Raw genomic sequence first — 18333 nt, 5'->3', positions numbered from 1 at the left:
CAGGCCACGGTCGACCAGCAGCGTGCGCCCGTCGTCGAGCCGGAACGCGGCAAGGACCGCGTAGCCGGGTCACGCTCCTGGGGTGTCCCGCGCTTGGGGCTCACGCGGTCAGACCTCGACGCGTTCGCGTCTGGTCGCCGCCGCGGCGGCCAGCGCCGCCAGCAGCAGTCCGAGTGCCGCCATGCTGAGCCCGGTCAACTGCACCGGACGCGACTCAGCGGATGCGGGCAACGGAGCGACACCGCCCGTGCCTGCATGCACCGGGTACTCGGAGATGTCGGCAGACCCAACACCGGAATGTTCCGGCAGCGGTAGCGGGCCGCATTCGCTCCCACCCGGCACCGATACCTCCGGTTGTACTGGGCCACAGTCGCTCTCGCCCGGCACCGGTGCCTCCGGTCGGCATGGGCTGTCCATACCACAGGAACCACCGTTCAGCAGCTCGTGCAGTGCCTCGAGTCCACCCTCGACATCGACGTCGGGAACGGGACCGTCTCGGCGCGGGAGGACCGCTCCCACGGTGATGCCGACGCCGAGCCCGGCCCACGCCCCGACACCCGCCGCGAACACACCGACGAGGTAGGAGCGGAGTATCGCGCGAGCGAACGCGGTCGCCACGATCGCGAGGACCGCGCCGACCACCGCACTCGGGACACTGCCCGTGACCGCGCCGACGATCCAGCCCGTCACGGAACCGATGACCACGCCGGGGACAGCCCCGAACATGTTCAGCGGATTGAGCAGGCCCGCCATGGCCCCGAGCACGCCGCCACCCACCGCGACCGGAATCGCCAGCAGCGGGGCGGCCGCCAGCCCGGCGAGCGCGCCGAGCAGTGCCCCGATGACAGCACCCGACGGAATCGCCACCCCCGCGGTGACCAGGTCGACAACGGTCATCACGACCGCTCCGGCCACCGCGCCCACCGAGAGCGCCGAGACCAGCGCGGCGCCGAGACCGACGAGCGTGAGCAGACCCGCCATGGCCATGATCGGCGCACCGACCAGTGCCTCGAAGGCGAGGTAGGCCGCGATCGCCAACGGGATGCCGACGATCAGCATGAAGCCGACCGCGATTCCCGCCGCAGCCAGTGCGATCCCACCGACTACCGCCACGTAGATCACCAGAGTGATCAAGATCGCGGGGACCGCGAAGGGGCCCGCGAACGCGGCGGCGATGAGGCCGATGACCACCAGGATGCCCATGACGACCGTGAACGGAATCGCGATGACCGCCACGATCGCACCGAGAATCAACGCGGGAATCACCAGCGGCGCCAACAGCGCCATCAGCGCGGGCAGCACACCCGCCACCAGCGTGATGCCGACGGTCGCCAGGAACGGCAGGAGCACCGCCGCACCGACGATCCCGAGGGTCGCGACCAGGGCACCGAGCGCCGCGATCACACCGGCACCGGCTCCGGCCAACGCGCTCACGATGGAAGCGATGCCGGTGCCCATCCCGACGCCGAGTAGACCACCGGTCACTGTCGACGCCACGATCCCGGTCACCAGGCCCAGGATCGTCCCAGCGGTGGCGGTGATCATCGAGTCGATGACCGAGGTACCCAGGTAGGTGACGATGCCGCCGAGCACACCGCCAGGAAGCGTGCCGACCGTACCGCCGACCAGCATCCCCAGCACGGCGCCTGCCAGTGCGCCGGGAATGCCCGACAGCAGGTTCAACGGACTCGACAGTCCCGAACCGAAGCCCACGACGGCGCCGAGCCCGCCCGCGACGAGCACGCCGACCGTGAAGCCGACAGCCGCACCGATACCGATACCGACCGGGTCCAGCCGACCACGGAACCACGCGTCGACAACCGAAGCCACCTTCGTGACCGGACCCTGGTAGCAATCGAGGACACCGCCGAGCAACCGCTTCAGGTTGCTCTGGTGCCACGCTCGCCACGCCGCATCGATCAGGTTGTCACGCTGTTGCCGCGCACCGGCCGTCAGGCTCGCCCAATTGGACACGGTGCCCGAGATGAGCACCGCGGCGGCCGCCAGCGCGACCAATGCCGCCCACGGCAGCGCGACGACCACGGCGGCCAGGCCACCGAAGATCGCACCCGGCACCGCACCGACCACGAACCCGAGGATCGCGCCGATGACGGACGACAGTAGTTGCGCCACGAGCACACCTGCCGCCGCGCCGGTCAGGAAACCGAGCACCGCGCCGGTCGCGGCCCCCGCGAGAAGGCCGACGAGCGACCCGGTGACGCCACCGATCAGCGCACCGATCAGGTTCAACGGGTTCAGCGCACCGAGCACAGCGCCGATCACCGCACCGAGCGGGGCTGCGAAGATCACGGCCATCGGGATGATCGCCAGCGCGAGCAAGCCGCCGACCACCATGCCCGGCACAGCCACCAGCAGCAGCAGCGGCGCCGCGAACAGCAGTACCCCGAGGGCGAGAGCGCCGCCGATCGCACCGAACAGCGCGAACACGAGGCCAGCCATGATGGCCGCCGGCAACATGAGAACCATCGACCCCAGGTAGACCACCGCAGCGATCGCCGCGGTCACAGCCAGCAGCAGGGCGCCGAGGATGGCGGTGAAGAACACGAATTCCACAGGCGCCAGGAACAACGCCACGATCAGCCCGCCCAGCACCAAGCCGAGACCCGGCCAGATGACGATCAGGAATGGAATGCCGATCGCCGCCGCGATCAGGCCCAGACACACCTTGGTGAGCAGGACGTACCCGAACGCGAGTAGCGGTGCACCCGCCAGCGACAGCAACAGCAGCGGCACCGCGATGGCCAAAGCGGGGATCAGCGGAATCAGAATCAGCGGCAGCGCCAACAGCAGGAGCGGCAACCACACCGGCGCGGTGAGCGCGAGCACAGCCAGCCCGAGCGCACCCACGACCAGCACAGGCGCAAGGACCAGTGCCGACAGCAGTCCGCCGAGCAGAACCGCACTCCCCATGATCAACAGCGCGGGCACGATCACACCGAGAACGCCACCGAGGACGGCACCGACTCCGACACCGCCGACCGTGGCGACCAGCCAACCGATGACCGCGCCACCAACGCTGCCGATCACACCACCGAGACCGGTACCGGGCACCACGCCGATCGAGGCGCCGAGTAGCGCGCCGACCGTGCCACCCACGACAGCGGACAGGGGGTTCGACAGCCCGGCGAGCGCACCTGTGACAGCACCCGGGATACCCGTCGTCAGCCCGCCGAGTACCGAGCCGATCAACGACGCCCCCAGGGGCACGGCGGCGGCAAGCGCCATCGATGTCACAACGTCGCCGACGACCGGGGCGACCCGAGCATCGAACAACACCTCCACACAGGCGGCCAGCGCCGGCCCACCCAGCGAGGACGCGACAGCGGCGAGCGCTTCGCGTGGAGCGACCACCAGCCCACCGGGAGCGAGCAGCGCGGACGCGCCGTCGCGGACGGCGCCGAGAGGATCGGACCGGAAGCTGTCGATCGAGGGGTCGATCACCCCGTGCAGAAAGCCCACCGGATCTTCGCTGAACCGACCGAGGGCCTCATCCGCCCGGATGGCGAGATCCAGAGCAGCGGAGCCGACGCGATTCTCGCATTCGCCCGCAGTACATCCCGAATTCGTTTCGGGCGAGGGTGATTCGAGGCCGACACCCGGCGGTGGGAGTGGTTGGGCCGCGTGGCCCTGGTCCGGGCCACGTGGCGATGCGTCGTAGCGCAGTTCGTCGACCACACCGATCAGGTCGTGCACCAGTGGCCGCGTCATCGACTCGAAGTCGACTCGCCCCTGCTCGACGGCGCCGGCGAGGACCGGTAGGCCCTGATCGGGGCTCGGGTCCTCCGACGCCGGCGTCTCGTGCCGGTTCCGATCGACGAAGACCGCCGCGAAACTGTCTCCGAAATCTTCCAGCTGCTGCCACAACGGAGCGACGTCAGGAATGGGCTCCGGCGGACTGCCGACCAGCCCGGGTTGCGCCACAACGGCATTGGACTGAGCCGGACCCATCGCATCGATCACGGCACCGAGATCGAAACCCGGATGGTCCGGCACCTGCGCTCCTGCCTGCGCGCCGCCGATCAGGAAATAGCCGAGTATCGGCAACCCCAGGGCCAGGGCGCGCAGGACCCAAGCCGCTGTTTTCCACCCCCTTTCCGGCTTCGCGGGATCGGCAATGTCGTACATCAAACTCTCAACCCTTCGTATAACTCTTTCCGCAACGATCTGGTTCGCATATGGCCCGGGAAGGGCGGACCCCTGCCCACCGGCTTACGCACCTCAGCTCCAACCCATGGTTACGCCGAGCGCAACCAATGCCTGCATGATCGGGCGTGACGCCAGAATCGTGATCAGCAGTGCAACGAGTACCCATACCGCCGTTCGGCGGACACGGTCGGCTCGCTGTGACGACATGGCTGACATACCTAGACCTTTCGAATTTGCGCGAGAAACCGCCTGCTCGTTACAGGTAGCCAGTTTTTCGATGGCTCACCCAGGGGCAAATGTCCCGCTTTCCCGTCGAGGTCTCGGACCGCGCAGGCACGGCGACTGTCACCGACGAGCGCGATCACGGGCGAGTGCGCGATCACGCTGTTCCTCGAAACGCGGAATCTGCACTTCCCGGAGATTCTCCAAAAACCGATCCAACCGCTCTCGAGCTTGCTCACCCCGGGCGGTGAAATCATCACGGCCGAAGACGTTCCATTTACGCATGACAGGCTGCAGCACATCCTCGAGGTGCTGACGAAGGTCGTAGACCCCGTATTTGGCCATCAGCACACCGTTGCGCCGGAAGTCCGGCATGCCGGCGCCGGGCATACGGAAATTCTCCACTATGTTCGCGATGGCCACGATCGCCTGATCCGGCGCGAGGTCCAGGGCCGCACCACACAGCGTGCGATAGAAAATCATGTGGAGGTTCTCGTCCGCGGCCAGCTGCTGCATTATCCGGTCGGCCACCGGGTCGCCACAGAATCTGGCGGTGTTGCGGTGGCTGATCCGAGTGGCCAACTCCTGGAAACTCACGTACGCCACCGAGTGCAGGAAGCCTTGTTCGCGGAGATCGCTCGATTCGGCCACTGGCGGATTGAAGCCGTTCGTCATGTGCGTCATCCGTGCCCGCTCCAGCGCGACGGGGTCGACGCCGCGAGTGACCACCAGATAGTCCCGTAGGACGACACTGTGTCGTTGCTCCTCCGCTGTCCACCGGCCGACCCACGTACCCCATGCGCCATCTCGGGAGAAACTCTCCGCGATCTCACGGTGGTAAGAAGGGAGGTTGTCCTCGGTCAGCAAGTTGGTGACGAGTGCCGCTTTCGCGACGTCGCCCAGATCAGATTGGCCGGGCTCCCAATCGGCGCCCCCGAGCAAGGCGAAGTTCTGGCCCTCGTCCCAGGGGACATAGTCGTGTGGATGCCACTCCTTCGAGCGCGCGAGGTGGTTGTTGAGAGCCACTTCTGCCACTGGCTCCAACTCACACAGTATTTCGCGCTGAGTCATTTCACGGTTCATCTCTCGATCCACCTCTCTTCGCCCGCGTCGTGCGCACCTCACCGACAACACCATGGGTGCTCTTCGAGCAGAAGAGCCAGATGTCCCGATTTCTTGCGCATGATTTTCCGGTCGGGCCATGTCCAGCATTCGGTGACGCGTGTTACTCATTCCGGGACATACAGCCCTGCCGCCCGGAGACGCGCCGTGAACACAATCGCGACGAATCAAATGCACCGATTCGATCGCGAGAGGATCCGGCAGAATGCGAACAAGATGGCTGGACCGGAAGAAGCCGTCTGAGACGGAGATCAACCGCGGAGTTACGATCCGGACCGCGGGACCGGTGCCCGCGATGGCGGTGGCGCACATGGTTCACGGTGTCAGCCGGACACTGCAGACCGTCGAAGGCGTGGCTGTCGCGCACCTGAGAATCACGCGCTACCGCGGCGAACCGGAACCCACGGTGTTCCAGATCAACGCGAGCATCGATGGATGGCCGTGCCGGGTGCAGCTCGTCGGCGACGACACGTCGGGACCGACCACGGTCATCGATCGATTTGACCGGCAGCTCGACCGCCTGTGCGCGGCGGACCGGCACGCCCCGTGGCAGCGCAGCGCGGCGCGGAATCTCGCGGCCATCACGTCGCTTCGTCCGATAGTGCGACACAAGGTATTCCGAACCCAGATACTCTCGCCCGCGGCGGCGAGCGAGATCATGGACACGATGGACTTCGACGCGCATCTGTTTCGCGACCGAGACACCGGCGAGGACGCCATTGTGTACCGGGCCGGAACCGCGGGCGTACGGCTGCTCCGCCAAACCCGAGTAGAGCTCCCCGCTGCGCGCGATCACCGCATCGCTGTGGATCTGACTCCGACACTCACCGTCCCCGATATCGTGGCAGCCAAACGGCTGTGCCGAAACGGCTTGCCATTCCTGTTCTATGTCGACCCGGCGACGGCCCGCGGCAGACTGCTGTACCGGCGCTACGACGGCGCCCTCGCGCTGATCTCGCCGACATCGGACCATCCGTTCCGATGATCGGGTCTACCGCGGAATGTGTTCCGACCGCCGCGCCATCGCGGACGTTCGCTACCCATCGACAGATTCGGCGACTACTACCGTGTTGGCAGCACTGGCCCCGGCGGCCATGTCGAACTCTCCACCACAGGTGATCAACGCGAGTCCGCGTACGTCGTTGTGCGCGGACAGGATCCCCGCCAGGGCCGCCGGATCGGACTTCGGAATACCCGTGATGACCTCGCGCACACGAAAACCCACGGCCCCGCTCGCCGAAGCGGGATGTACCTCGACGAGCTCGCCCGGCCGCATATCGCCGAGGTGGTCGAAGACACCATGGCCGTTGACCTGGGTATGCCCGAGAACGACCGCCAACCCCGGACCACCCGGTCGCGGCCCATCCGACCACCAGGTCGTGGATGCCATATCGGCCGGGACACCGAAACTCTCGACGTCGCGGCCGAGGAATGGGTCGAACTCGACAGTCGTGGGTGCCGCCACCATCTCGGCATCGATTTCCAGAGCGGGAACGACGAGGCGCGCAGGCGCGGCATCGTCGACGTGCTGGATCACGACCTGCGACGGCACCCCGGCGACTGTCGCCATCGGCGCGTCATCGCCGCCACCGTTCAGGATCAGCAGCACGGAGAGCGACAGCAGGCCCGCCGCGACGACTCGCGACGCCCCTCCCGTATTCCTCCGCACCCGAGCATGGCCCATCGTCTCGCGTCGGATGTGAGCGCATCCGTCCATCGTCGTCCTCATACTGATCAGGCGACGGAGGAGCCACATACTTCGGCGGCTCGCAGGGCGGTAAGGGTTTCCTGATTGGGAATCGGTAGCCGCGCCAGGACATCGTCGACCGTCTCGGCGAGTGCCGTGAGCTGAGCCTCCATGGCGTCGTTGGCTCTCCGCAGTTCGGTCGTCGCGGCGTCGAAATCCGAGTGCTCCGCGATATTCAGCCGGTCGTCGATGGTGTCGGCCGAGGTAGCCACGTCGCCGAAAGCGCGGCTGGCTCGATCTCGCAGACGGCCCCATGTCTCGGCGTCGGTGCCTGGTGTCAACACCTGATCCGTGGCGGGTATCGGAACGCCGGTCACGGAATCACGCGCTCCGCGTGCGGCTCCACCGATCACGGCCAGATCTGTCCGCACGTTGGCCAGAGCGGCGTCCACGGTAGTCGGCTCGCTGCTCGACCGCGGAACGGCCGAGCGGAAAGAATCGGTCGCCGAGCACAACGCCGCCGCGAAGGCGATCACATCGGTGTGGATGTCTGATTGATGCTCTGTCAGGTAGTCCCGTTCGGCGGCAGCTCGCGCTGCCGCGCGGAGCTGCTCGGCACTTTTGCGGCTCGCCTCGGACTCCTTATCCAGCAAACCACCATCGAACTCACAGCGCGTGACACAGAGCACAGCCACGATCAGAATCGACGCGACAACGAGCACCCGCACCATTGTCGAGCGCCGCGAATTCGGGTCCGGCGAGTTGTTCTTTCGATCAGTTGCGTGCGCGATTTTCCGCTTCATCATTCCTCGTTCGAATCCACTCCCCTGTCTCACGATTCAGGAAACCACCACGACGCGGTGCACCCAAGAGCCGAATGTCCCGGATAATCGTCACGCGACCGTGACGGGGACGAAGCCGATCGCCCTGCCGAATCCATCCAGCACCCGCCCCATCCGCTTCAGGGTGACCGCACTGAGATCACGCTCCCGGATCTCGGTCTGCGGGAACAGGCGAACGATCTCAGTTTCCAGCCGCAACGCCCCCTCGATCGTCGGCAGCCACGCGACCATGAGCATGTTCGTGTCACCTCCGAGCATCGGTACACAGACGCGCACAGCACTCCATTTCGCTGTCGTCGCACCCATGCGATCGAGGTCGGCGGCCGGTACGCGCAGTCTGTAGGTGATGAGAATCGGCCAGCCGGCAGCCTGCCGTGACATTTCTGCTCGGAGAATCAGCCGACCGGACCGAGTCATCTCCGTCAGCCGGCGCCGAATCGATGTCGCGCTCATCCCCGTGTCGCGCGCGAGGTCGACAACGCTGCGGCGGGCATCCGCGCCGAGCGCGGCGACCAACCGCCGGTCCGACGATCGTCCAGAATTCCGTGGCCGGATAGTTGACTGATCGGGATCACCGAGCGCCGCACGCTCGAACTTGTCCAGCGAGCCCGCTCGCCAATCGCTGCCGTCGACATAGACATTCACGCCCACGCTGGTTCGTACCTCGACAACGCCGGAGAGGGTGCCGAGCGAGCGAGACACGAACTCGTCGAGCGCGAGCAGATCCCCCGCGGCGATCCAGAGTTCGAGCTGATAATGACCCGTCGTGCGCTCCACCGAATAGATGGACGGATCGGCGCACACCGCCTCCGACACCTGCCGGATTCGGTCCGGTCGGCAGGTGACCTGTGCGATCGCGAACAGTGAGTATTCCGGAGCGTACGCGGTGGTCCAGGCCAGGCCTTCGGAAGTCAAACGGCGCCACCGTCTGGCCGCCGTGGCCGCGTCCACCCCCAGCGCAGCGCCCACCCGCGCCCACGGCGCGCGAGGCGCGATTTGTAGCGCGTTCACCAGATTCAAGTCATCTTCGGTGAACACGGGCTCGGATCGCGACCCCGATGCGCGCGATTCGCCCGTGCCCGCATGATCTCGCTCCACGACCACCATTGTGGCGAAACGGCTCGCGGGATCGAACCAACCGGCGCGCGACTCGCGGAGATCAGATCGACGCGGAGGCCGCCACAGCGCCGATCTTCGCAGCCAGCGCGGCGGCCTGTACCCGCCCGTTGACACCGAGCTTGGCGAACAGCACTGTCAACGAGTTGCGGACCGTCTTTTCGGCGATGAACAGCCTGTCGGAGATCTGCCGATTCGTCAGCCCCTCGCCCAGCAACGCGAACAGCTGCCGCTCACGTGGGCTGAGCTGATCCAGCATCGCGGTCCGCCCGACCCTCGAGCGCAATTCTCGGGCCACGCGGGCGTCGTAGGAGGTCCCGCCGGCGACCACAGTTCTGATCGTGGCGGCCAGATCGGCACCGACGACGTCCTTTACGACATACGCACTCGCTCCGGCCGCCATCGATTCGGCCAGCCGAGTTGGGTCGGTACTGGCGGTGAGGACGACACACCTCACTTCGGTGAACCGTGCACGGAGGGTACGACACAACTCGAGACCGCGCCCGTCGGGTAGGTCCGGATCAATGACCACCACGTCCGGCGGGTGATCGCCTCGGATTCGCGCCATGGCTTGCAAGGCGTTCACCGCCTCACCATCGATGCTGATACCGGGCTCGCCGGCGAGCGCGACATTCAGGCCGTGTAGGACGATCTCCTGGCGGTCTACGAGAAACACCCGGATCCCTGTCTCCGGACACGAATCGCCCCGCCGACAGCGAACCGGCGTGCGACCGGACACCCGGCGACGGTGGTCAGTCGGTTTTTCGTCGCCGTGACCCGACAATGCCGTCACGGTCTTACCACTGCGACACAGTTGCCCGGAGGCGGGCAGTCCAGCTTTGGAGCACTGTTCGGTTCTCGATCGCATCTGATCTTCTCCACCTGGCGCGAATTCTCGTTCACAGCCGGGACGCACACGGCGAACCAGCCGTGCTCAGTCTCCGGCGCCCCCATCAGAAAGCTGGAATTTCCCTGAAATTCGCCAGGTGCGACGCCGTGTTGCCCGGAATCGCCAGCAGCGACGTAAGAACGCGCACCTCCCGCCGATCAAGTACACCGCCGGATGCTGATCGCCGACACGAGTGGTGCGTTGTGACCCTCATCAGCGAATTCACATTTCGTGACTCAGGCCACTGCTTCGAGCGAGCTCACTCCACGAAGCTCGATTTGCGGGTTCGCCTTGATAGTCCGCGCCTGTCCGCGAGGTCCACATCACAACGAATACCAGGACGTCCGACCCTTTTTCGAACCGGTCGATCTAAATAGTTTCGAATGCACGGGGGGTGAATCGATGCCGAGACCAGGGGTCCTGAATATGTGCACAAAAAATTTCCCGACAAATGGTGCGAAGAATGAATCGAAGCTAGCTTCGCCCCTGACGAAGCGGTCCTGACATGACGTGGCAAGATACGGAGCAGCGGGAAATCTGGCCAGGACTGGTGGTACGCACCCGCGGGGCAGTGCCCGCGGCAGACATGATGTACACGATCGACGGCGTCGGCCAGGCGCTACGGAAGACATCCGCTTCTTCGACTGGCTGCGTGCGCATTTCCCGGCGCAACGTGCGGGGTGTTCTCTACCAGGTCAATGCCGATATCAACGGACAGCCGTGCCGCGTTCAGATCATGGGACCGGCGGCAACGGCGGTCGAGCGATTCAGCCGTCACGTCGACACCATACGCGCCGGTCAGGCCCCCGGGTTCCTGCCCTACCCGGAAAACCGCGCATTGTCCATCGTCACCCCGCCCCAACCCGTCGTCCGACGGAAGGCGGTCCAGCTGCTGACCTTGAACCCGGCCGCCGCGTGCGAGGTCATGTACCGGATGGACTTCGCCACGTTCCTGTTCCGCGATGCGGACACCGGTGACAATGCCGTGCTCTACCGGGCAGGCGATCAGCAGGTCAGATTGATCCGTCGCTCCCGGTCCCACGCGACTGACACCGACACCTCACGAATCGCCGTCGACAGCGGCGCCGCCGAGGTGGTCCCGGAACCCGTTGCCGCCGCCAGGCTGTGCCGCAACGGTCTACCGTTCCTGTTCTTCGCCGACCCCCTGACGGGTCGGGTACGGCTGCTGTATCGACGATTCGATGGATACCTCTCCATTCTCGAAGCGTGTGGTCGCCCATGACATCGACGACCAGAGTCGTTGTGGTGGATGGATGGGCGATCGCACGGCAAGGTCTCCGCAGCGTCTGTACACAGGAGAGGAGTCTCACTCTCGCGGGTGTCGCTGGTTCCATCAGTGCGGCGATCGAGTTGATCAACCGGGTCCAGCCGGATGTGGTGGTCATCGACCCGAAGTCTTTGCGCAGCGAGGCGATCAGCACGGCGGCGGTGCTGGCGGCACTGCCGCTCACCACGGGCTGCCTCGTCTTCACCGAGAACCCCAGTCACGAAACGATGGTCTCCGCGGTGGCCAGAGGGCGCACGGCGGTGCTCTGCAAATCAGCGACGACCGCCGAGTTGACAGCCCTCGTAGCACGACTGGGCTCGCGCTGTTCGCTGCTCGATGACCAGCTCAGCGAAACCGTGATCAGCGAGGTCCGCCGCTACCGGGAAGTCGAGAACGTCAGGCTGACCGAGCGGCAACGACAACTACTCACCATGATCGGTGCCGGGTTGACGAACCGGCAGATCGCGGACCGGCTCTTCCTCAGCGAGAAGACGATCCGCAACGCGGTCTCCGCCCTGCTCACCCGGTTGGAGCTGCGCAACCGTACGCAGGCAGCAGTGGTCGCCCACGCGATGGGCCTCGGGGACGAGGAGCCACGAACCTATCCGGAGGTCGGTATGACCAGACCCAGCCGCTGATCGTATCGGCGGTAGAGCAGGCGGCCGCGCAGCCAGCAATCATCGACGAAGAAGAGCGTCGCCAGACCTTTTTCACAGAGCTCACGCATCGCCGCTGTCTCCGTCATGACGCGCGCGGGCGCACCCACCACGAAGCGGTGTGGCGCGGCGGCATCCAGTGGCGGCCATTGCGTTCGCCGGCGCCGCAGACCCAGTACCAACGGGTCAGCGGCCGACTGGATACCAGGCCGGAAGACCACGGAGTCCTCGCCGGTGTCGACGTCGATGAAAAGCCGGGTCGTGTAGTCACCTGCCTCGAGATCACGAGCGGCATCGCAGGGGGAACACCTTCGCAGGCGGACCAGTTTGCGGCGAACGATCGGCTTCGTTTCGCTGGCGCAGGTCAGCCGCGGATCTATCGAGCCGGACCACCAGAAAGGAACCCCGTCCGCAGTGCAGGACAGCTTACGCTCGACATGCTCGGCGAGAACAGGTACGACCGAGTCCGTTCCGGTAACGAGTTGCACGCGAAATACGTGCGGACCACATTGCACCGTCGCCTCGGCCAACGTCTCATTCCTGACACGGCCGGTGAGCCGAATACGTACTCGCTCGATGGTGTCCGAATTTTCGCAGAGTTGCCGGGCGGCAGCTTTCGCATCGGCGGCAAGTCGTATGTCCGTGTATCGGCACCACTCGATGTCGATACAGCCTTCTCTTATTCGACGCACTCGCACAACCTCATCCTCAAGGTAAGTAGATTTTTCGGAACCCGGATTCGTCACTCATCCGCGCTCACAAATGATCCGATCGGCGCGACACCGATGCACAACAGGACGGAAATTCGATGGCAAGAAATGAATGGATAGAGAACGCCAACTGCAGAACCGCGCCCCCGGAGATGTTCTTCCCTTCCCAGCAGACGAAGAGGCTCACCATCGCCCGCGCCCGCAGCGTGTGCCTGCGGTGTCCGGTCATCAAGGAGTGCGCACGATTCGTCCTCGGCGAGAGGATCAAATGCGGTATATACGCCGGAGTCCTGCTGGGTTATGGCGGGGATGCTCGGCCTGCCGCGATCGAAGCGCTCCGACGAATCGCCGGTTCCGGCGACAACGGATCACGGACCTGACTGCCGCCCGCACTGTCCACAGCCGGCGCTCGGACAGCGACGCGGTGCCGGTCGGAACCGCGCACTCCGACCAACACCGCGCCGCGCTCATTCGGTCAGCAGTTGTTGCTCACCTCCCTTCTTCCGACGACGACGCACTTGCGGCCGGGGAGCTCCCTTGCTTGCTACCGGAACCGAGCAGGTCGGCCAGCACCTCCGCGGAGGAGCTACCGAATTGCACGGCAGGAAGCAGCAGGCTCACTCCCTCGGTAGCGATCCCGCTTCCGGTGCCCAAGACATCGGCACCGATCGAACTACCCGCGTCGGCCAGTTCCGCTGCTGCCGGACCACCCGAGCCGGAGTCGGCATACGCGGCGGCTGCACCCACCGTGGAAATGCCCATTCCGATAGCGATGGCGACCGCTCCCCAACCGCGACTCGTCTTTCCCATGTTCAACTCCTCTTGTGACGTACCGGAATTGTTGCGGCACGAGCAAGCCGTCTATGCCACTTGGTGAACATCCGGACAGAAATACGGATGAACATGTCGAAGGCTAGCCACGATCCAGCGTCCACGACATGATCGGTCGCACGGACGGGACATTATCCGGATAAGTCGGGACAATGGTCCTGAATCCGTACGCGCTGACCGCGTGCTACATGTACTGGATGAGCTGACCGAATAGATCGCCGACCGACTTGACTCCAGAAACCAGCAGATCCAGAAATGAGCCGACGACAGAACTGCCGCCGGAGACCACGGTACCCCCGCTGTCGATGAGCTGCGACAGCAACTTCGACCCATCCGATGCCGCCGCGCTGCCCGAACTCACGATCTGCGAACCGAGCGAGATGCCGGACCGGGCCGAACCCGTGCCGACGTCGACGAGATCCGATGAGCCGGAATTACCGGACGGCGCGGCGCCCGCCTCGGCCCATGCTGTTCCCGTGCCCGACAGCAGGATTCCCGCGCCGACCAGAACAGCGGCTGAATTTCTCAAGATTCGCACATTCACCATTGTGATCACCCTTCACGAAAAGCCATCAGGCTGTGTGACCGAATTTCGGCAAGCGAAAACTATCAATAGTTATCGGCCGCGAATATCCTGATCGGAGACACGGGGACAGTCGCCGGGGAGAACAGGACACAAGGCCCCGATCGGGTCCCGGAACGCCGAAACGCCCTCGGTGCCGAGTGGTTCGGTCACCGAGGGCGTTTCGATTCAGGTACTCAGCCGAGCAGGCGCCAGTCCTCGAGGCCCTGGTAGAGCGGGACGCTCTGGGCCAGCTTGGCGACGCGGGCGCGCAGGGTCTCGGTGTCCGAGGTGCCGGCGAGGGCGGCGGCGATGATGTCGGCGACCTCGGTGAACTCGGCGTCGCCGAAGCCGCGGGTGGCCAGGGCGGCGGTGCCGATGCGCAGGCCGGAGGTGACCATCGGGGGACGCGGGTCGAACGGGACCGCGTTGCGGTTGACGGTGATGCCGACCTCGTGCAGGAGGTCCTCGGCCTGCTGGCCGTCGAGCTCGGAGTTGCGCAGGTCCACCAGGACCAGGTGCACGTCGGTGCCGCCGGTGAGGACCGAGACGCCCTTGTCCTTGACGTCGGCGCCGGTCAGGCGCTCGGCGAGGATGCGGGAGCCGGACAGGGTGCGCACCTGACGGTCCTTGAACTCCTCGGTGGCGGCGATCTTGAACGCGGCGGCCTTGGCGGCGATCACGTGCATGAGCGGGCCGCCCTGCTGACCGGGGAAGACCGCCGAGTTCAGCTTCTTGGCGAATTCCTGCTTGGCCAGGATCAGGCCGGAGCGGGGGCCACCGAGGGTCTTGTGCACGGTGGAGGACACGACATCGGCGTAGGGCACCGGCGAGGGGTGCAGACCGGCGGCGACCAGGCCTGCGAAGTGCGCCATGTCGACCCACAGGTAGGCGCCGACCTCGTCGGCGATCTCGCGGAACTTCGCGAAGTCCTGGTGGCGCGGGTAGGCCGACCAGCCGGCGACGATCACCTTCGGCTTGGCGGCCTTGGCGATGTCGCGGACCTCGTCCATGTCGATGCGGTGGTCTTCCTTCGACACACCGTAGGAGTGGACGTCGTAGAGCTTGCCCGAGAAGTTCAGGCGCATGCCGTGGGTGAGGTGACCGCCGTGCGCGAGGTCCAGGCCGAGCAGGGTCTCGCCCGGGTTCATCAGCGCCATCAGCACCGCGGCGTTGGCCTGCGCGCCGGAATGCGGCTGCACATTGGCGAATTCGGCGCCGAACAGTTCCTTGGCTCGGTCGCGGGCCAACGTCTCCACCACGTCGACGGCCTCGCAGCCACCGTAGTAGCGGCGGCCGGGGTAGCCCTCGGCGTACTTGTTGGTGAGCACGGAACCCTGCGCCTGCAGGACCGCGCGCGGCACGAAGTTCTCCGAGGCGATCATCTCGAGGGTGTCGCGCTCGCGGGCGAGCTCGCCCGCCATCGCGGCGGCCAACTCGGGATCGAGCTCACCGAGAGACTGGGTATTCACCGAAGCGGTCGTCTGCGTCACGACCCTCAGTCTATGGGCCGCGCGCGGACGCCCGAGCACGGGGATAGCGCAACACGGCCACGACCGCCACCCGGGAGACGCAGCTCACAGGCCCGCCGGGCCGGTTCGGCTGCTACTTCAGCTCCAGTACCTGGTCTGCTCGCTGTTCAACCCGGGCGGCTGCGCCATCATGATGTAGGTCACACCGGCATCCGCCGGATCGCGCCCGGCGTGAGCGGCTCGTCGAGCAGCCTGCCGAACCGCTCGACCCGATCCTGCGGGTCGACGGCATTGTCGAGCCAGCCGCCGAGCAGGCGGTAACCCTCCACGTAGGTGCTGATGTAGGCCCGCCACAGCGGTGAGGACAGGAAGCGCAGCGACTGCCGCGCCCGCTCCGGCGTGGCCAGGCTCCAACGCTGCAGGAACGCGGCGACCTCGTCTTCGCCGCGATGCTGATCGTGCAGCAGCAGCGCCGCGTCCTGGCGCACGCTCAGCAGTTTCGCCGACGCCGTCGAGAAGCGTTCGGCCCGTTCACCGTCGAATCGCAGGCCGAGATCGGCGTAGATCTCCTGCGCCCACACACCCCAGCCCGGGCCGATGATCGACTGCAGTGCCAGGTCGGCCAGGCCCTCGGCCATCAGGCACTGCGGGGTGTTGACCAGGAACAGCGTCTGCTCGTCCTCGCCCGCCGCGACCAGCCCGGCCTCCTTGCGGCAGTGCTCGGTGTGGTGGCCGGGGTAGGCCTCGTGCGCGATGAGCGCGGGCAGATGCCCCATGTGCTGTTTGAGGTCGGAGTTGATCGCGACCTTGGAGTGGTAGTCGCCCAGGTAGTAGTTGAAGCCGGACCAGGGCTTGTCGCCGACCACCTCGTAGGTGACGGTCTCGATCTCGGGCAGCGGATAGCGCGCCCGCACCCGCTCGCGCAGCGCGCTGGAGAACGCCTCGACGCACACCGCGAGCCGCTCCGGCGGGATCTCGTCGCCGCGCCGGTAGGCGGCGGCCCGCTCGGCCAGCGGACCGTCACCGCCGAGCACCTCGTCCATCTGCCGGTGCGCTTCGCGATAGTCGTCGGGGTCGCCGGGGGCGATGTCGACATCGAAGTAGGCGCGGACCTCGTCGACGAAACCGATGTCCGCACCCGCGAACTTGCGGGCCGAGCACTCCATCGCCACCAGGTGGGCGTCGAGGAACTCGGTGCGCCGCGCCGAGAGCCCGGCGTCGGGCAGTTCGGCGCGCAGGCTCGCCGCGCGCCGCGCCAGCTCGGCGGGATCGGGAGCGGGCGCGTTCTCGCTGTCGCGGCGCAGCTGCGGGTCGCCGGTGTAGGCGTCGACGAAGCCCTCCTCGAGCCGGTCGAAAGCCAGTCCGAGCCGCAGGTATTCAGTGACAAGTGGATGTGACCCCATGCCGTCCGACCTTACGGGGTGAATCCGAAAAGCGGGCCCTACCTCGGGGTTGTGACTCGTTACCGACCGGTAGCCAAACCCCCTGTTGCGCGCGGATGGCCGGGACGGAGCACAATCGCGGCATGCGGTCAGAGTTATCCCGGATCTCACTGGACGGGCAGCCGAGCTGTGCGTGTGCGCCCGGACGGAGCGTCGGGTAGGTGGCACGGATGAGCGAGCCGAGCCCGTATGTGGAGTTCGACCGGAAGCAGTGGCGCACTCTGCGCAAGTCGACTCCCCTGGTCCTGACCGAGGAGGAACTGACCGGACTACGCGGTCTCGGCGAGCAGATCGACCTCGAGGAAGTCGCCGAGGTCTACCTGCCGCTCGCCCGGCTCATCCACCTGCAGGTGGCCGCACGGCAGCGGCTCTTCGCCGCCACCGCGACCTTCCTCGGGGAGAAGCACCCGGACAAGCAGGTGCCGTTCGTGATCGGCGTCGCGGGCAGCGTGGCAGTCGGCAAGTCGACCACCGCGCGCGTGCTCCAGGCACTGCTGGCCCGCTGGGATCACCATCCGCGGGTGGACCTGGTGACCACCGACGGATTCCTCTACCCCACCGCCGAACTCACCCGCCGCGGCATCATGCACCGCAAGGGTTTTCCGGAGAGCTACGACCGGCGCAAGCTGCTGCGCTTCGTCACCGAGGTCAAGTCGGGCGCCGAAGAGGTGTGCGCGCCGGTGTATTCGCACATCTCCTACGACATCGTGCCCGACGAGAAGCACTGCGTGCGCCAGCCCGACATCCTCATCGTCGAGGGCCTCAACGTGCTGCAGACCGGGCCGCGGCTGATGGTGTCGGACCTGTTCGACTTCTCCATCTACGTCGACGCCAGGATCGAGGACATCGAGAACTGGTACGTGCAGCGCTTTCTCGCACTGCGCAAGACCGGCTTCGCCGACCCCGAGGCGCACTTCCACCACTACTCCGCGCTCAACGACGAGCAGGCCACGGCCGCCGCGCGCGACATCTGGAACTCCACCAACCGGCCGAACCTGGTGGAGAACATTCTGCCGACGCGGCCGCGCGCGACCCTGGTGCTGCGCAAGGACTCCGACCACACCATCAACCGGCTGCGGCTGCGCAAGCTCTAACCCGCGCGGACCGCCGGCGCGCCGAGGGAGACCACCTGCGTGGCCAATTCCGTGCGGGTGCCGCCCTTCTCGACCACGAGCACACCGCGCGGGGTGTCGCGGGCATCGGCCGGGTCACCGGCGACGACCTGGACGACCGACTCGCGCAACCGGGGCAGCATGTCGACGCCCCGCGGCGCCCCCCCCCGCGCCCCGCCCAGCCCCCCCGCCAGCGGCCCGGCGGGGCCCGGGGG

Annotated in this window: 17 protein-coding genes; 5 read left to right on the top strand and 12 right to left on the bottom strand. The window is 66.4% G+C overall.

Features of this window, described 5'->3' with window-relative positions; all coding sequences use genetic code 11:
• Positions 1-108: 108 nt before the first annotated feature.
• Together QH270_RS01555 and QH270_RS01550 are read right to left on the bottom strand one after the other, a co-directional pair.
• Positions 109-4146, bottom strand: a complete 4038-nt coding sequence (locus QH270_RS01555; RefSeq protein ID WP_280338545.1) for a hypothetical protein — start codon at positions 4144-4146, stop codon at positions 109-111.
• Between the two features lie 366 nt (positions 4147-4512).
• Positions 4513-5472, bottom strand: a complete 960-nt coding sequence (locus tag QH270_RS01550; protein WP_280338544.1) for an acyl-ACP desaturase — start codon at positions 5470-5472, stop codon at positions 4513-4515.
• 334 nt (positions 5473-5806) lie between these two features.
• On the opposite strand from QH270_RS01550, the gene QH270_RS01545 reads away from it, so the two are divergent.
• Entirely contained in the window at positions 5807-6496 is a 690-nt protein-coding gene (locus QH270_RS01545) for a sigma 54 modulation/S30EA ribosomal C-terminal domain-containing protein (RefSeq protein WP_280338543.1), read from the top strand.
• Between the two features lie 51 nt (positions 6497-6547).
• Here QH270_RS01545 and QH270_RS01540 read toward each other — a convergent pair whose 3' ends face one another.
• The 4 genes from QH270_RS01540 to QH270_RS01525 form a co-directional block, all read right to left on the bottom strand.
• Positions 6548-7120: a class F sortase gene (locus QH270_RS01540; RefSeq protein WP_280338542.1), complete on the bottom strand. Its 573-nt coding sequence runs from the start codon at positions 7118-7120 to the stop codon at positions 6548-6550.
• A 125-nt stretch (positions 7121-7245) separates the two neighbouring features.
• Positions 7246-8001 (bottom strand): hypothetical protein, encoded by a 756-nt coding sequence (locus tag QH270_RS01535; protein WP_280338541.1) that lies wholly within the window; start codon positions 7999-8001, stop codon positions 7246-7248.
• 90 nt (positions 8002-8091) lie between these two features.
• The gene (locus tag QH270_RS01530; RefSeq protein WP_280338540.1) at positions 8092-9138 is read right to left on the bottom strand and encodes an Lrp/AsnC family transcriptional regulator; all 1047 of its coding nucleotides are present in this window, start codon (positions 9136-9138) and stop codon (positions 8092-8094) included.
• 61 nt (positions 9139-9199) lie between these two features.
• Entirely contained in the window at positions 9200-9949 is a 750-nt protein-coding gene (locus QH270_RS01525) for a response regulator transcription factor (protein WP_280338539.1), read from the bottom strand.
• 601 nt (positions 9950-10550) lie between these two features.
• Between QH270_RS01525 and QH270_RS01520 the strand changes: the two genes are divergently transcribed.
• Together QH270_RS01520 and QH270_RS01515 are read left to right on the top strand one after the other, a co-directional pair.
• A complete protein-coding gene (locus QH270_RS01520) occupies positions 10551-11288 on the top strand; it encodes a sigma 54 modulation/S30EA ribosomal C-terminal domain-containing protein (RefSeq protein ID WP_280338538.1) in 738 nt (245 codons plus the stop codon).
• Between the two features lie 128 nt (positions 11289-11416).
• Entirely contained in the window at positions 11417-11971 is a 555-nt protein-coding gene (locus QH270_RS01515; protein WP_280338537.1) for a response regulator transcription factor, read from the top strand.
• On the opposite strand, the gene QH270_RS01510 is transcribed toward QH270_RS01515, so the two are convergent.
• Positions 11935-12687 (bottom strand): sigma 54 modulation/S30EA ribosomal C-terminal domain-containing protein, encoded by a 753-nt coding sequence (locus QH270_RS01510; protein ID WP_280338536.1) that lies wholly within the window; start codon positions 12685-12687, stop codon positions 11935-11937. The two genes, QH270_RS01515 and QH270_RS01510, sit on opposite strands and share 37 nt — an antisense overlap.
• Positions 12688-12797: 110 nt before the next feature.
• On the opposite strand from QH270_RS01510, the gene QH270_RS34595 reads away from it, so the two are divergent.
• Positions 12798-13079, top strand: a complete 282-nt coding sequence (locus QH270_RS34595; protein WP_432420272.1) for a WhiB family transcriptional regulator — start codon at positions 12798-12800, stop codon at positions 13077-13079.
• A gap of 109 nt (positions 13080-13188) precedes the next feature.
• Here QH270_RS34595 and QH270_RS01505 read toward each other — a convergent pair whose 3' ends face one another.
• The 4 genes from QH270_RS01505 to QH270_RS01490 form a co-directional block, all read right to left on the bottom strand.
• The gene (locus tag QH270_RS01505; protein ID WP_280338535.1) at positions 13189-13509 is read right to left on the bottom strand and encodes a hypothetical protein; all 321 of its coding nucleotides are present in this window, start codon (positions 13507-13509) and stop codon (positions 13189-13191) included.
• Positions 13510-13714: 205 nt separating this feature from the next.
• A complete protein-coding gene (locus QH270_RS01500) occupies positions 13715-14086 on the bottom strand; it encodes a hypothetical protein (protein ID WP_280338534.1) in 372 nt (123 codons plus the stop codon).
• Between the two features lie 203 nt (positions 14087-14289).
• The gene (gene glyA, locus QH270_RS01495; RefSeq protein ID WP_280338533.1) at positions 14290-15585 is read right to left on the bottom strand and encodes a serine hydroxymethyltransferase; all 1296 of its coding nucleotides are present in this window, start codon (positions 15583-15585) and stop codon (positions 14290-14292) included.
• A gap of 179 nt (positions 15586-15764) precedes the next feature.
• Positions 15765-16967 (bottom strand): DUF885 domain-containing protein, encoded by a 1203-nt coding sequence (locus tag QH270_RS01490; protein WP_280338532.1) that lies wholly within the window; start codon positions 16965-16967, stop codon positions 15765-15767.
• Positions 16968-17167: 200 nt separating this feature from the next.
• On the opposite strand from QH270_RS01490, the gene coaA reads away from it, so the two are divergent.
• Positions 17168-18100 (top strand): type I pantothenate kinase, encoded by a 933-nt coding sequence (gene coaA, locus QH270_RS01485; RefSeq protein ID WP_110036687.1) that lies wholly within the window; start codon positions 17168-17170, stop codon positions 18098-18100.
• Here coaA and QH270_RS01480 read toward each other — a convergent pair.
• A partial coding sequence (locus QH270_RS01480; RefSeq protein WP_280338531.1) for a hypothetical protein occupies positions 18097-18333 on the bottom strand: 237 nt, incomplete at its 5' end. The two genes, coaA and QH270_RS01480, sit on opposite strands and share 4 nt — an antisense overlap.

This window comes from Nocardia neocaledoniensis, assembly GCF_029868625.1.
Lineage (GTDB): Bacteria > Actinomycetota > Actinomycetes > Mycobacteriales > Mycobacteriaceae > Nocardia > Nocardia neocaledoniensis_A.
This window is presented reverse-complemented; position numbering and strand designations above follow the sequence as displayed.